The organism is Miltoncostaea oceani (assembly GCF_018141545.1).
Classification (GTDB): Bacteria; Actinomycetota; Thermoleophilia; order Miltoncostaeales; family Miltoncostaeaceae; genus Miltoncostaea; species Miltoncostaea oceani.
In genome coordinates, this window is the sequence record NZ_CP064356.1 from 1533007 (window position 1) to 1547386 (window position 14380).

Below are 14380 nucleotides of genomic sequence, written 5' to 3' on the forward strand. Positions count from 1 at the left end.
CTACTCGGTGGCGGTCGCCGGGGTCGCCGGGGCGACCGGCGCCGGGTCGAGCCCGAGGGGCGTGTCGCCCCGGCGCTCGGGGGGCGGCAGGCTGGGCTCGACGCGCAGGATCCGCGCGGCCCAGACCGGCAGCCACCAGTTCCAGCGCCCCAGCACGGCCACGAAGGCGGGCAGCAGCATGCTGCGCACCACCGTCGCGTCGAGCAGGATGCCGATGGCCAGCGCGGTCGCGAAGACCTTGATGTCGGTCCCCGGCGTCGCCGAGAGGGCGACGAACGCGAGGAACAGGATCAGCGACCCCGCCGTCACCAGGCGCCCGGTGCGGGCGAGGCCGGCGACCACCGCGCGGTCGGTCGACCCGTCGCGGTCGTACTCCTCCCGCATGCGGCTCAGGATGAAGACCTCGTAGTCCATCGAGAGCCCGTAGAGGAACGCGAACACCATCAGCGGCACCCAGACCGTGAGCGCCCCCGTCGGCTCGATGTCGAAGAGCAGCCCCGACCCGTGGCCGTTCTGCCAGAAGACGACCATGAAGCCCCACACCGCGCCGATCGACAGGATGTTGAAGACCACGGCCTTCAACGGCAGCAGCAGCGAGCGGAAGACCCGGGCCAGCAGGATGAAGGTGACCGCGAGGATCACCAGCACCACCCAGACGAAGTTCCCGTAGACGGCGTCGTTGAAGTCGACGTTGCCGGCCACGATGCCGCCGACGAGCGGCTCGCCCGGCAGGTCGCCCACGGCGTCGCGCACCCCGGCGACCGTGGAGGCGCTGTCCTCCTCGAGGGGGAAGACGTTCACGATCGCGGTGTCGCCGACGCGCCACCGCGCGTCGTCCGGGGCGATCGCCCCGCGGACGCCCGCGACCCCGGCGGCGGCGTCGCGGACGGCAGCGGGGTCGCCGCCCGTGACCGCGACCTCGTACGGCGCCAGGACGCCGGGGCCGATGCCCGAGTCCGTCAGGGCGTCGACCGCGGTCCGTCCCTCGCCGCTCGACGCGAGGGCGTCGGCGCGCGGGGTCCCGGTCGAGAAGCCGAACACCGGGATGAACAGGAGGAGCAGGATCAGCAGCGCCACCGCGCCGACGATCCACCGGCGCCGGACGACGAAGCGGCCCCACGGCACCCAGCCGCCGCCGGCGTTGGAGGTGCGGCGGCGGAAGCCCCACCGGTCGAGCCGCGGCCCGACCGTCGCGAGCACGACCGGCAGGAGCGTCACCGCGACCAGCGTGCTGATGACGGGGATCAGCATGCCGCCGTAGCCGATGCTGCGCAGGAACGGCACGGGGAGCACCACGAGGGACAGGAGCCCGATCGCGACGGCGAGCCCGCTGAAGATCACCGCCCTCCCGGCGTGCTCCATGGTCGCGACGACGGCGTCGTCGCGGTCGCGCCCGGCGGCGACCTCCTCGCGCCAGCGCATGACGATCAGCAGCGAGTAGTCGATCGCCACTCCGAGGCCGATCAGCGAGATCAGGAACTGCACGACCACCGAGACCTCGGTCACCTCGGCGAGGGGCCAGAGCGCGAGGAAGGTCGTCGGGATGGCGATCGCCGCCATCAGCAGCGGGACGAACGCCATCGTCGACCCGAAGACGAAGGCGAGCACGATGAGGGCGCCGAGGCCGCCGATCAGCGTCTCGGCGAGCACGCTCGGGCCCGCCGACTCGTCGTCGCCGGTCGCGAGCACGTCGAGGCCGGTGATGAGGACCGGTGCGCCCTCCACCGACACGCCGGCCGCGGCGGCCCGTGCCTGGTCGATGGCCTCCCCGGCCGGTTCGAACGCGACCTGCGCGGCGGGGAAGTAGACGACGCCGTAGGTCGTGCGGCCGTCCTCCGAGACGAAGACGCGGTCGCCGGTGCTGGCGAAGTCGGCGGAGCGGGAGCCGGGGATCGCGTCGCCGACGGCCCGGAACGCCTCGCCGATCTGGTCGCGGACACCGGGGGAGTCGACCGTCGTGCCCTCCGGCAGCTGCACGACGGGGACCAGGGGCCCGGAGACGCGTGGCCCGCCGTTGCCGTAGCGCTGCTCGATCAGGTTCGCGGCGTCGCTGCTCTCGCGCCCGGGCAGCTCGAACTCGTCGGAGAGCGCGTCGACCGCCGGCCCCACCGACGCGAACGCCGCGACGGCGATCACGACCCATGCCAGCACCACCACGAGGCGGTGCCCCAGGACCCAACGCGTGAACGACGTCACGATGCCTCCCGGCGTCTCGGATCAGGACGGGGCGACGCTACCGCAGCGGGCGGCCCGTTGTCGAACATGTGTTCCTCCCATCGGCGGTGCGCGGTCCGGCGCGCGGGGACGCGCCGCCATCATGACCGTCCGGGCGGCCCGGATTCATCGCCCGGCGGCCATGCATCCGCGCGGGCGGCTATCGTGCCCGGCCGCGGATGACCCGATCGATCAGACTCCGCCGCTGGCAGAAGGCGGCCCTCGACACCTTCCGGGAACGGCCCGGCCCCGACTTCCTGGCCGTGGCCACCCCGGGCGCGGGGAAGACCACGTTCGCGCTCGCCGCGGCCCGGCAGGACCTCGCCCTCGCGCCGCGCCGGCGCCTGATCGTCGTCGCGCCCACCCAGCACCTCAAGACCCAGTGGGCCGACGCCGCCGAGGGCCTCGACCTGCACCTCGAGCCGTCGTGGACGGCCTCGGACGGCGGGCTGCCCGCCGACGTCCACGGCATGGTCACGTCGTACCAGCAGGTCGCCTCCAGCGCCGCGGCGATCGCGGCGATCGCGCGCGACGCGTTCGTGGTTCTCGACGAGGCGCACCACTCCGGTGAGGAGCGCGCCTGGGGCGACGGCACCCGCGCGGCGTTCGCCGGGGCCGCGGTGCGCCTGAGCCTGTCCGGCACCCCGTTCCGCTCGGACACCCGCGCGATCCCGTTCGTGCGGTACGACGACGACGGCCTCGCGCAGGCCGACGTGGAGTACGGCTACGCCGACGCGCTCGCCGACGGCGGCGTGGTGCGCACCGTCCGGTTCCCCCGCACCGACGGGGAGATGGAGTGGGTCGCCGCCGACGGCACGCTCGCCTCGGCGACGTTCGCCGACCGCCTCGACGCCGTCGGGTCCGCTCAGCGCCTTCGGACGGCGTTGTCGGTCGGCGGCGAGTGGCTCCCGGACGTGCTGTCACGCGCCCACGAGCGCCTGATGCTGACGCGCCGCACGCACCCCGGCGCGGGGGGCATGGTCATCGCGATCGACCAGGAGCACGCCCGCGGCATCGCCGACATCATGCGCCGCCGCCTCGGCGTGCACCCCGTCGTCGCCGTGTCGGAGGACCCGGGCGCGACGCGGCGGATCGCGGCGTTCGCGACGGGCACCGACCCCTGGATCGTCGCCGTCCGGATGATCTCGGAGGGCGTCGACATCCCCCGCCTGCGGGTCGGCGTCTTCGCGACCACGACGACCACCGAGCTGTTCTTCCGCCAGGCGGTCGGTCGGCTGGTGCGCTGGACGCGCGGCCTCGGCGCCCAGCCGAGCCACATGTTCATCCCCGACGACCCGCGCCTGCGGGCCCACGCGGCCGCCATCGCCGAGCAGCGGCGCCACAGCCTGCGCCGCCCCGACGGCGAGGAGGGAGAGGTCGAGCCGGCGGACGAGATCGAGGAGGTCGCGCCCCCGGAGCGGGAGGACCAGATGTCGCTGTTCGCGGCGATCTCCGCGGTGGCGACGGGGTCGGCGCCCGACGCCGACGCCGGGGTGGGCGCCCCGCCCCCCGTCGCGACCGAGCCCCTCGACGAGGGCCTGCTGCTCGAGCTCGCCCCCGCCCCCCTGCTGGTGGCGCCGGCCGAGCCCGCCACCGAGGAGGAGCGCGGCCTGCCCGTCCGCGAGCGCCGCCGCCGCCTGCGCGACAGCAACGCCTCGCTGGTGCGTCACATCTCCCGCATCACCGGCCTGTCGCACTCGCAGGTCAACGCCGAGCTCAACCGCCGCGTCGGGGTCGAGCGGGTCGGGGAGGCGACGATGGAGCAGCTCGAGCGGCGGCGCGCCCACGCGGCGCGGTGGCTCGCCGCCGCCTGAGGTCCCTCAGGCGGGCACCTCGGCGCCCGTGAGCGGCTCGGCCCGGGCGGGCCGCTCCGCCGGGGCGGAGCGGCGACGCAGGGCCGTCCGCAGGGCGGCGCCCGCGGCGGCGCCGAGCGGGCCGCGCGCCGGCACGAGGACCGTGGACATCCGCAGGCGGTCGGGCCACATCGCGTTGACGGTGGCGTTGTCGGCCGACGCGATGGTGTCGAGCAGCGCCAGCTCCGGCCGGTCGTGGAAGCCGCGCATCGTGTCGATGTCGAGCAGCTTGCCGGGCGAGTAGGTCGCCATCGACTCGTCGAAGGCCTGCTTCACGCCGAAGATCCGGTCGCCGGCGACCATGTTGCACTTCATCGCGACGGGGCGGCCGCCGGCGGTGAGGGTGAGCAGCTCGAGCCGCCCGAGGGCGCGCAGGCCCGCGCAGGCCTCCCGGAAGAAGTCGGCGTGGGCGGGGTCGGCGGCGAGCGCGCTGCCCTCCCGGCCCTTCCAGCCGGAGGCCTCCATCGCGAGGAAGGTCTCGACCCCCTGCGGGTCGCGCGCGAGGTCCACGACGGCGACCGGGCCGTGCCGCTCCTCGAGGCGGCGCCGGTGGCGGGCGAGCTCCTGGCGGCGCTTGCTCTTCATGCCGTCCATGTAGGTGAAGGAGGACCGGCGCCGCAGGCCGGCGCGCTCGTAGCTCGCGACCTCGATCCCCGCGCCGCCGGCGGCGACGTCGAGGGCCTGGCGCAGCGGCCCGGCCGGGATCTGGGTGAACGCGGCGAACAGGCCGGCGGTGGGCCGGCGCATCGCGCCGAGCAGCGCGGTCAGGGCGGGGACGGGGTCCGCGCCGTCCACGAGCGGCGCCTCCAGCCCGCAGAAGGGGTGCGCCCACACCGCCGTGCACGGCAGGCGGAGGCGGCCCCACGCGGCGACGCGGTGGACGGGGGCGCACGCCGTCCAGCGGCCGTCCCCGTCGGCCACGACGAGCAGGCGCACGGCGCCGGGACGGGCGAGCGCCCGCACCGCGGGCAGCAGCAGCTCCGGCTCGAAGAACACGTTCGGCTCGGCCGCCCGCGCGGCCAGGTCACGCCATCGTGCGAGATCGTCGGGGGTAAGCCCATCCATGGGGACGGCCCGGGTGGTCACACTCATCGAAGCCTCTCCTCTTCGGGCGACGCCGTCCGGTGGGACGTCGCGTGAGATGAGGGTACGGCGGGGGCCGGTCCCGGCTCACGCCCCGGACGTCCAGTCCGGGCGGCGGAGGAGGGGGCTCCGCACTGGACCCATGGGGGTTGCCCGGGTGGTCGCGGATCCGGCCCGCATCCCTCTATCCTGGGCGGTCGTGGCCGGAATCGACCCCACCCTCGACCCCCGCGGCGCGGCGTGGGAGAAGCGGCTCCACCGCCCCGTCCTGGCCGCGGCGATCCTGGCGATCCCGACGGTCCTGCTCTACTTCTCGTCGCTCGGCGGCTGGGTGGCGGTGCTCGCGGTGTCGCTCGCCTGGGGCATCTGGCTCGTCTTCCTCGTCGAGGTCGTGATCATGCTGAGCGTGGTCCGCGAGCGGTGGGCGTGGCTGCGGGGCCATGCGTTCGGCGTGGTGATCCTCCTCGCCACGTTCCCGTTGCTCACGAGCATCCTCGAGGGGCTGCTCGCGGCGCGCGCCCTGTCGTCGCTGCAGGGCGCCCGCCTGCTGCAGGTGCTGTACCTGGCGAAGGCCGCGAAGCTGATCAAGTCGGCGCTGATCCTGCGCCGCAGCGGACGGGCCCCGACGCACCCCGCCCTGCTGAGCGCCGCCGCACTCGTGGGGGCGACCGCGCTCGTCGGCATCGGCGACCGCATCGTGTCGGGGGAGAAGCACCCGACGCCGTTCCACGGCACCTACGACGTGCTGACGGACGACGTCCCCGACGCCGCGCTCGCCGTGGCGCTGGTGGTCGCGGGCCTCGCGGCCGTCCTCCTGACCGCGCTCGGGATGCGCCGCCGCCGGGAGGCCTGAGGCTCACCCCACCAGCGGGTGCTCCTCGGGGTGGCGGTACAGCAGCTCCCGCTCGCGCAGGACGAGCGCGACGAAGAGGGTGAGGGGCCCGACCCGCCCCATCAGCATCAGCAGCATCAGGACGGCCTGACCCGGCGTCCCGAGCCCCGGGGTGACGCCCGCGGAGAGACCGACGGTGGCGAAGGCCGACGTGCACTCGAAGAGGGCGGCCGACAGCGGCAGGTCGTCGGTGAGCATGAGGGTGAGGGTCGCGGCGACCACGACGTTGACGGCGATCGCGGCGACGGTGAACGCCTGGCGCACCACGCGCCGCGGCATCCGGCGGCGGAACGCGGTCGGGTCGCGGTCGCCCCGCAGCTCCGACCAGACGACCACGACGAGCACGGCGAGGGTCGTGACCTTGATGCCGCCGGCGGTGCTGCCGCTGCCGCCGCCCGCGAACATCAGCATGTCGGTGACCAGGAGCGACGCGTCGCCGGCCTCGGCGTAGTCGATCGCGTTGAAGCCGGCGGTCCGCGGCATGACGCCGGCCGTGAAGCCGCCGACCAGCCGGTCGCCCCAGCCGAGCGCCCCGAGCGTCGCCGTGTTCGACCACTCGAGCGCGGTCATCGCGGCGGTCCCGGCGACGAGCAGCACGCCCGTCGTCAGCAGGGTCAGCTTGGTGTGGACGCTCCACGTCGCCGGGCGCCGCAGCCGGCGGTGCAGGTCGATCCACACGGGGAAACCGATGCCGCCGACGATCACCGCGAGGCACGCGGTGATCAGGAACCAGGGGTCCCCGGCGAGCCCGATCAGGTTGTCGGAGTACAGCGAGAAGCCGGCGTTGTTGTACGCGGAGACGGCGTGGAAGACCCCCTGCCAGGCGGCGTCCCCCGCCGGGCGGCCGTCGATCGCGAGGCGGACCCCGAGGACGAGGGCGACGACGGCCTCGACGGCGAGGCTGACGCCGACGATCACCAGGACGAGGCGGCGCAGGTCGCCGATGGCCGGCGACTGGGTCTCGGCCTGGGCGGCGATGCGGCCGCGCAGCCCGATCCGCTTCGCCACCAGCAACAGGAGGACGGACGCGGTGGTCATGATCCCGAGGCCGCCGAGCTGGATCAGCGCGAGGATCACCGCCTGCCCGAAGGGGGTCCAGTACGTGGCGGTGTCGACCGTCGCGAGGCCCGTCACGGTCACGGCGGAGGTGGAGGTGAAGAGGGCCGTCCCGAAGGACGCCGCCCCGGCCCCCTCCCGGGCCCCGGGCAGGGTCAGCACGGCGGCGCCGACGAGGATGACCGCGACGAAGGCGGCCACGACGAGGCGGGCGGGGTGGCGGAACGCGGGCCTGGCGGCGGTGGGTGGCACGGGTCACCTCGGGCGGCGGCGGGTCCCCTCGGGCGGCGGCATCCTCGCAGGCGCACGCCCCGACGGCCCGTCTACCATGTGGGGATGGAGCCCCCGGTCGTGACGGTGCGCGCACCCGACGGCACGCGCCTCGCCGACGTCACGGTCGAGGGCGGGCACGCCCGCATCGACCCGCCGGATGCGGCGTCGCACCCGCTGGTCGCGGCGGTCGCCGGCCAGATGGAGCGGACCGCCACCCGGCCGCGCCCCCGCCCCTCCTGCTGAGCCCCTCGGGCTAGTCCACCCCGATGGGGCCGTCGCGCGGTCCCTCCTCGTTCGCGGGCTGCACCGCCAGCGACGGGAAGTCCTCCAGCTCGCCCCGCCCCCCGGCGTCCCACTCGGGGAACACGAGGTCGGTCTGCAGGTAGAGCCCGATCAGCTCGGCCAGGTGCACGAGGCCGCCCATGTGGGTGCGCTCGTGGCCGTGCGTCGCGTCGACCCCGAAGCCGAGCAGGGCCGTCCGCGTGTCGGCGCCCGACTCGAGGGTGGCGGCCAGGTCGGAGCGGTAGTGGACGAACACGTCGCGCACGCAGGGCACGCCGTGCTCGGAGGCGAGCGCCGCGATCCGGCGTGACAGGTGGTAGTCGAACGGGCCGACGCCGTCCGCCATCGCCACGCAGACGGCGTCCTCCCGCGACTGCTGCTCGGGCGCGACCACGGCGGTGTCGACGGAGACGATCTCGGCGACGCGCGAGTCGACGCCGTGGCTGGCGCCGTGACCGACCTCCTCGGTGCAGGTGATCAGCAGGTGCGCGTTGACCGGCACGTGCACGCCGGTCTCGACGACGGCCTTCACGCCGGCGAGGACCGCGGCGACGCCGGCCTTGTCGTCGAGGTGCCGGGCCTTCACGAAGCCGCTGGGGGTGATGAGCGGCGTCGAGATGAGCGCGACGAAGTCGCCGACGTCGATGCCGAGGGAGCGCAGCCCGGCCGCGTCCTCCACCGACTCGTCGACGCGCACCTCCACGTGGTCCCAGCCGACGCCCTGCGAGTCGACCTCGTCGTTGTAGCGGTGGCCGCTCGCCTTGAGGGCGAGGATGGTGCCGGTGATGACCTGGTCGAGGTCGTCGGTGAAGATCCGCACCTGCGCGCCCTCGGAGAAGCGCGCGCTGTGGGTCCCGATCGGCCGGACCGCGAGGCGCCCGTTCTCCTTCAGGCCGCGCACCATGCACCCGATCGTGTCCGTGTGGACGACGAGGGTGCGGTCGACGTCGTCGCGGTCGCCGTCGAGGCTCGCGATGATCGCCCCGCGGCGCGTGATCGAGAAGGGGAGCCCGAGGCCCTCGAGGCGCTCGCCGACGTACTGCATGACGTGATCGGTCCGGCCCGACGGGCTGGGGATCTCGAGGAGCTCCACGAGGACGGTCTCGAGGTACTCCCGGTCGATGCCGAGACGGCGCGGCGGGGGCGGGCGTGGGACCAACGGTGCTCCTCGGGGGTCGGGGCGACGGGTCCCGGAGGATGTCAGGTGGCGGACTCCACCGGCACCCAGCGCCGGGGCACGCCGCGGGTGCCGGGGAAGAGCATGTCGAGGTAGCGCTCCGCCGTCGGCTGCGGCTCGTGGTTCGCCAGGCCGGGGCGCTCGTTCGCCTCGATGAAGACGTGCTCGGGTCCCGCGGGGTCGGGGACCAGCAGGTCGAGGCCGGTCAGGGGGATCTCCAGCGCGCGGCTCGCGGCGACGCACGCGGCGGCGAGGTCGGGGTGGAGCTCCGCGGTGACGTCGTGGATCGTCCCGCCGGTGTGGAGGTTCGCGGTGCGGCGCACCTCGAGCGTCTCTCCCGCGGGGAGGACGTCGTCCAACGTGTGGCCCGCGGCGCGCACGACGTCCTCGGTCGCGGCGTCGAGCGGGATCGTCGACTCGCCCCCCGTCGCCGCGGCCCGCCGCCGGCTCTGGGCCTCGATCAGGGCCCGGATGTCCTTGCGGCCGTCCCCCGTCACCGCGGCGGGGCGCCGCACGGCGGCCGCGACGACGGCGTGGTCGATGACGACGACGCGCAGGTCCTGGCCGGGGCAGAGCTCCTCGAGCAGCACGTCGGCGCAGTGGCGGGTCGCGAGGGCGACGGCCTCCTCGAGGGCCGTCTCGGTCGTGACGCCGACGGTGATGCCGCGTCCCTGCTCGCCCCGCGCCGGCTTGACCACGAGCGGACCCGCCTCGCGCAGGAACGCCACGTCCTCGGCGCCGCGGGTCGCGTCGACGCCGCGCGGCACCCGCAGCCCCGCCTTCGCGAGCACCCGGCGCGTGACGCGCTTGTCGTCGCACCGGCTCATGGCGACGGCGCTCGTCAGCTCCGACAGGGACTCGCGCATCGTGATGCGGCGGCCGCCGTGGGTGAGGCGCATCTCGCCCCACTCGGCGTCGAGGATCTCGACCCCGACGCCCCGGCGCCGCGCCTCGACGGCGATGATCTTCGCGTAGGGGTTGAGGTCGTCGTGCCCGTGGGTGCCGGGGGCGACGAACAGCTCCTCGTTGATCGGGTTCTTGCGCTTCACGAACAGCTCGGGGATGCGCGTGAAGCCGAGCCGCTCGTAGAGCCGGATGGCGCCGGTGTTGTCGGCCAGCACCGACAGGTCGACGTAGCGGCGGCCGAGGGCGACGAGGCGGTCGGCGAGCGCCGCGAGCAGCGCCTGTCCCGTGCCGGGGGGCGCGGCGTTCATGTCGACCGTCAGGCACCAGAGGCTGCTGCCGCCGTCGGGGTCGCCGAACACGGCGACGTGGTCGACGCCGGTGATGGTGCCGACGACGGTGTCGGTGGGGGTGTGCACGGCGACGAGGTGCAGGAACTCTTCGGTGCCGGCGTTGCCGATCAGGGTGTCGACGGGCGCCGTCAGCATGCCGTTCGCGGCGTAGATGCGGTTGACGGCGTCGGCGTCGGCCGCGTCGCGGAGGGGCCGCACCTCGACCGACCCGAGGCGGGCCTCGATCTCGGCGGGCAGCTCCAGCCGGTACGTGTGCGACGGGTCGATGAACAGCTCGGCGTGGCGCCGCGCCACCAGCACGTGCGGCTCGGCCAGGTACACGCAGATGTCGCGGGCCCCGTCGGCCTCGGCGCGCAGCGCGTCGGCGGCGCGCTCCGCGTCGGGGAACGTGTTGCCGAACACGAGGCGCCCCCACCCGCAGTCGAGGACGACCGACTCGGGTCCCGGGGCGGGGGACGGCGGCTCGGCCGGTCCCTGCGCCGACGGGTCGCCCCCCGGCCCGACCTTCTCGCGGGCCGGTGTCGGGTCGGTCGTCATGGCGTGGGGTCTCCTCTCACCGCACTCCGTGGGTCTGGAGCCAGAGCTCCAGCAGCCCGAGCTGCCACAGCTTGTTGCCGCGCAACGGGGTCAGCTCGCTGTTGGGGTCGCGCAGCAGCCCGTCGACGTATCCCTGCCGGAACAGGCCGCGCTCGCGGGCGTCGGGGGCGTGCAGCGCGTCGCGCACCCGGTCGAGGACGTCGCCCTCCAGGTGGGTGACGCCGGGGACGGGGAAGTAGCCCTTGGGGCGGTCGATGACCTCGTGGGGCAGCACCCGCCGCCCGATGTCCTTCAGCACGCCCTTGCCGCCCTGGGCCAGCTTCAGGCCGGGCGGGCAGCTCGCCGCCATCTCCACGAACTCGTGGTCGAGGAACGGCACCCGCGCCTCCAGGCCGTGCGCCATCGTCATGTTGTCGACGCGCTTCACGGGGTCCTCGACGAGCATGACGCCGGTGTCGATGCGCAGCGCCGCGTCGACGGCCGTCTCGGCGCCGGGGGCGGAGAAGTGGCCGTTGACGTACTCGCGCGGCGGGTCGCCGGGCCAGCGGTACGCCTCGCCGATCACCTCGGCCATGCCGGCGGCGTCGCGGTCGAAGAACGCCTCGCCGTAGATGCCGAGGGCGTCCTCGCGGCCGACGTCGATGAGCGGCGGGTACCAGTGGTAGCCGCCGAGGATCTCGTCGGCGCCCTGCCCCGACTGCACGACCTTCAGGTGCTTCGCGACGGCCTCGCTGAGCAGGTAGAACGCGACGCAGTCGTGGCTCACCATCGGCTCCGACATGGCGCCGACGGCGCGCTCCAGCGGGCCGAGCAGGTCGCGCGCGGCGATCCGGATCTGGTGGTGGTCGGTCGCGAACCGCTCGGCGATGACGTCGGAGTAGCGGAACTCGTCGCCCTCGCGGCCGCCGACCGACTCGAAGCCGATCGAGAACGTCGCGAGGTCGTGCTGCCCCTCGCCGGCGAGGAGGGCCACCACGAGGCTCGAGTCGAGCCCCCCGGAGAGCAGCACGCCGACGGGCACGTCGGCGACCATCCGCCGCCGCACGGCGGTGGTGAGGGAGCCGAGCAGCGCGTCCTGCCAGTCGCGGTCGCTCCAGCCGGCGCGCTCCGGGTCGCGGGTGAACGACGCCTTCCAGTAGAGGCGGTCCTCCTGGCGGCCGTCGGGGTGGATGGTGCGCACCGTGGCGGGGGGCAGCTTCTGGACGCCGCGGAGGATGGTCCGCGGGGCCGGGACCACCGAGTGGAACGTCAGGTAGTGGTGCAGCGCCACCGGGTCGATGGCGGTGTCGACGCCGCCGCCGGCGAGCAGCGCGGGGAGGGTGCTGGCGAAGCGGACCGCGTCGGCGGTCTCCGCGACGTAGAGGGGCTTGATGCCGAGCCGGTCGCGGGCGAGCACGACGCGGCCGCTGTCGCGCTCGACGATCGCGACGGCGAACATGCCGATCAGGTGGTCCACGAAGGAGGCGCCCCACTGGGCGTACGCCTTCAGCACCACCTCGCTGTCGCCCTGCGAGGCGAAGACGTGGCCGAGGCCGCTCAGCTCCTCGCGGAGCTCCCGGTAGTTGTAGATGCAGCCGTTGAAGACGCCCGACAGGCCGGCGACCGCGTCGACGAGCGGCTGGCCGCTGGCCGCGGTCAGGTCGATGATCTTGAGGCGGCGGTGGGCGAGGCCCACGGACCCCTGCGACCACGCGCCCGACGCGTCCGGACCCCGGTCCGACATGGTGGCCGACATCCGCCCCAGCGCGACGAGATCGGCGGGGGCGCCGTCCCGCCTGATCTCCCCGGCGATTCCACACATGGGGCGGGAGTCTTGCAGTCGTCCGGGCGCGCCGCCCGCGCGGCGTCGCGGCGCGCCCCGGGCCGGGCTCAGGCCGCGGCGCCCTCCAGGCGGTCCCGCAGCGACTCCAGGCCGGCCGTCATGACGCCCGACAGCCGGGCCTCGATGTCGTACCCCTCGACGTCCGAGGTGGCGGTCTGGCGCCACAGCACCCGCGACCCGCCGGGGGCCTCGACGACCCGGATCGTGGCGCGGTGGCTCGTCAGGCCGGGGATGCCCGACTCGACGACGTAGGAGTAGGTCCGGGCGGCGTCGTCGCGGTCGACGAGCCGCTCGAGCAGCTGCGCGCCGTTGCCCATCGTCACGGTGCGCAGGTCGCCGTCGACGGCGATGTCGCTCACGGGGCCGAACCAGTCCCGGATCGCCACGGGGTCGCCGGCCAGCCGCCAGGCCGCGTCGGGGTCCACGCCCACGTCCACGCCCACCTCGAAGTCGTTCGCCATCAGGGTCCTCCTCGTCCGCCGGGTCGTCGCGGTGGAGGGTACCCGCGGGGCGGGTATCGTCGGGCCGTGATCATCGAGTTCCTCGTCGCCGACCTGCTCCGCCAGCCGGTCGACGCGATCGTCAACCCCGCCAACGAGCGCCTCGCCCACGGCGGGGGCGTCGCCGGCGCGATCGCCGCGGCCGCGGGTCCCGAGCTGTCCGCGGCGTCGCGGGCGATCGGCCACTGCCCGACGGGCGGCGCGGTGGTGACGGTGGCCGGCGAACTGCCGCAGCGGGCGGTGATCCACGCCGTCGGCCCGGTGTGGGCGGGCGGCGACGCGGGCGAGGAGGACCTGCTGGCGGCGTGCCACCGGGCGGTGGTCGCGCGGGCCCGCGAGAACGGCCTCGCCACCCTCGCGCTGCCGGCGATCTCGACGGGCATCTTCGGGTTCCCGGTGGACCGCGCCGCCCCCGTGGCGGTGGCGGCGCTGCGGGAGGCGATGGCCGCCGCCCCCGGCGTGACCCTCGCGCGGTTCTGCTTCCTCGACCCGGCCGTCCGCGACGCCTACGCCGCGGCGGCCGGAGGGGCTACGCCGACGCCGCCGCCGCCCGCGCGCTGAGCCGGGTCACGGGCCGGCCGCCGAGCGCGGCGAGCGGGTGGCGCAGCAGGTAGACGCTCGCGAGGCCCGCCCACTCGCCGTAGGGGGCGAGCATCGCCGCCGTCTCCTCCGGGGCGGGCCACTCGCCGTGGACCGCCGCCCACAGCCGCATCAGGCCGAGGTCGCCGACGAGGCCGTGGTCGTACCGCCCGTACCCGCGCATCGCGATGACCCCGGCCGACCAGGGGCCGAGGCCCGGTTCGCGGGTCACCGCCGCGACGATCTGGGCGGTGGTGCGTCCCGCCAGCCGGTCGAGCGAGGGGCCGCGGGCGACGCGCACCATCGCGCCCGCCCGGCGTGCCGCGAGTCCCGTGGACGCGCAGCGGGCGGGGTGGAGGGCGGCGACGTCCTCCTGGGACGGCGGCACCCGCAGGCCGTCGGCGTCGGGTCCGCAGAGGCGCAGCACCGCCCGGTGCAGGCGCGCCGCCTCGCGGCCGGTGACGAGCTGCCCGCAGACCGCGGCGACGAGGGCGTGGGCGGGGGTCGCGAGGCGGATCGGCCGCAGGCCCGGCCACCGCCACGCGGCGACCCGTGCCAGGGGGTCGCGGCGCGCCTGGCGCAGGAACGGCGCGTGGTCGACGTCGAGGGCCAGCAGGAAGCGCAGCCGCTCGTGGGCGCGCTCCGGGTCGGCCCCGGTGACGCGCGCGTCGATCGACCCGTCGGGGCGCTGGCGCAGCAGCACCCGGGCCGGGGCGCCGTCGACGCGGTCCCAGAGCTCCAGCACGCCGCCCCGCATCCGGCGGGTGCCGCCGGCGGTGCCGCCGGTCGAGTCGGCGAGGTCGTAGGGCGGCCGCGGCCGCAGCGTCGTCTCGAGCAGCACCCCCGGGAGGGTAGC

General features: G+C 75.3%; 12 protein-coding genes. 4 read left to right on the forward strand and 8 right to left on the reverse strand.

Features of this window, described 5'->3' with window-relative positions:
* A complete protein-coding gene (locus IU369_RS07815) occupies positions 1–2196 on the reverse strand; it encodes an MMPL family transporter (RefSeq protein ID WP_217924011.1) in 2196 nt (731 codons plus the stop codon).
* 197 nt (positions 2197–2393) lie between these two features.
* Between IU369_RS07815 and IU369_RS07820 the strand changes: the two genes are divergently transcribed.
* Positions 2394–4028 carry a DEAD/DEAH box helicase gene (locus IU369_RS07820; RefSeq protein WP_217924012.1) on the forward strand — a complete coding sequence of 545 codons (1635 nt, stop codon included), beginning with the start codon at positions 2394–2396 and terminating at the stop codon, positions 4026–4028.
* 6 nt (positions 4029–4034) lie between these two features.
* Here the strand turns inward: IU369_RS07820 and IU369_RS07825 are convergent, their stop codons facing one another.
* Complete coding sequence (locus IU369_RS07825; protein ID WP_217924013.1) at positions 4035–5159, reverse strand: GNAT family N-acetyltransferase; 1125 nt, start codon at positions 5157–5159, stop codon at positions 4035–4037.
* A gap of 190 nt (positions 5160–5349) precedes the next feature.
* Between IU369_RS07825 and IU369_RS07830 the strand changes: the two genes are divergently transcribed.
* Positions 5350–6003 carry a hypothetical protein gene (locus IU369_RS07830; protein WP_217924014.1) on the forward strand — a complete coding sequence of 218 codons (654 nt, stop codon included), beginning with the start codon at positions 5350–5352 and terminating at the stop codon, positions 6001–6003.
* 3 nt (positions 6004–6006) lie between these two features.
* Here the strand turns inward: IU369_RS07830 and IU369_RS07835 are convergent, their stop codons facing one another.
* The gene (locus IU369_RS07835) at positions 6007–7350 is read right to left on the reverse strand and encodes a TrkH family potassium uptake protein (protein ID WP_217924015.1); all 1344 of its coding nucleotides are present in this window, start codon (positions 7348–7350) and stop codon (positions 6007–6009) included.
* A gap of 84 nt (positions 7351–7434) precedes the next feature.
* On the opposite strand from IU369_RS07835, the gene IU369_RS07840 reads away from it, so the two are divergent.
* Positions 7435–7614: a hypothetical protein gene (locus tag IU369_RS07840; protein WP_217924016.1), complete on the forward strand. Its 180-nt coding sequence runs from the start codon at positions 7435–7437 to the stop codon at positions 7612–7614.
* Between the two features lie 10 nt (positions 7615–7624).
* On the opposite strand, the gene IU369_RS07845 is transcribed toward IU369_RS07840, so the two are convergent.
* From IU369_RS07845 to IU369_RS07860, 4 genes are all read right to left on the reverse strand, one after another.
* Positions 7625–8812, reverse strand: coding sequence for an osmoprotectant NAGGN system M42 family peptidase (locus IU369_RS07845; protein WP_217924017.1), 1188 nt, complete (start codon positions 8810–8812; stop codon positions 7625–7627).
* A gap of 41 nt (positions 8813–8853) precedes the next feature.
* Positions 8854–10623: an N-acetylglutaminylglutamine synthetase gene (gene ngg, locus IU369_RS07850; RefSeq protein ID WP_217924018.1), complete on the reverse strand. Its 1770-nt coding sequence runs from the start codon at positions 10621–10623 to the stop codon at positions 8854–8856.
* A 16-nt stretch (positions 10624–10639) separates the two neighbouring features.
* Complete coding sequence (locus tag IU369_RS07855) at positions 10640–12424, reverse strand: N-acetylglutaminylglutamine amidotransferase (protein WP_217924019.1); 1785 nt, start codon at positions 12422–12424, stop codon at positions 10640–10642.
* Between the two features lie 68 nt (positions 12425–12492).
* Complete coding sequence (locus IU369_RS07860) at positions 12493–12906, reverse strand: SRPBCC family protein (RefSeq protein WP_217924020.1); 414 nt, start codon at positions 12904–12906, stop codon at positions 12493–12495.
* A 66-nt stretch (positions 12907–12972) separates the two neighbouring features.
* Here IU369_RS07860 and IU369_RS07865 point away from each other — a divergent pair, with 66 nt between their 5' ends.
* The gene (locus tag IU369_RS07865) at positions 12973–13506 is read left to right on the forward strand and encodes a macro domain-containing protein (RefSeq protein ID WP_217924021.1); all 534 of its coding nucleotides are present in this window, start codon (positions 12973–12975) and stop codon (positions 13504–13506) included.
* On the opposite strand, the gene IU369_RS07870 is transcribed toward IU369_RS07865, so the two are convergent.
* The gene (locus IU369_RS07870) at positions 13475–14365 is read right to left on the reverse strand and encodes a DNA-3-methyladenine glycosylase family protein (RefSeq protein ID WP_217924022.1); all 891 of its coding nucleotides are present in this window, start codon (positions 14363–14365) and stop codon (positions 13475–13477) included. The two genes, IU369_RS07865 and IU369_RS07870, sit on opposite strands and share 32 nt — an antisense overlap.
* Positions 14366–14380: the final 15 nt, after the last annotated feature.

Coding starts and splice junctions, on each gene's coding strand:
- IU369_RS07820 (WP_217924012.1), top strand. CDS start 2,394: ATGACCCGATCGATCAGACTCCGCCGCTGGCAGAAGGCGGCCCTCGAC.
- IU369_RS07825 (WP_217924013.1), bottom strand. CDS start 5,159: ATGAGTGTGACCACCCGGGCCGTCCCCATGGATGGGCTTACCCCCGAC.
- IU369_RS07840 (WP_217924016.1), top strand. CDS start 7,435: ATGGAGCCCCCGGTCGTGACGGTGCGCGCACCCGACGGCACGCGCCTC.
- ngg (WP_217924018.1), bottom strand. CDS start 10,623: ATGACGACCGACCCGACACCGGCCCGCGAGAAGGTCGGGCCGGGGGGC.
- IU369_RS07855 (WP_217924019.1), bottom strand. CDS start 12,424: ATGTGTGGAATCGCCGGGGAGATCAGGCGGGACGGCGCCCCCGCCGAT.
- IU369_RS07860 (WP_217924020.1), bottom strand. CDS start 12,906: ATGGCGAACGACTTCGAGGTGGGCGTGGACGTGGGCGTGGACCCCGAC.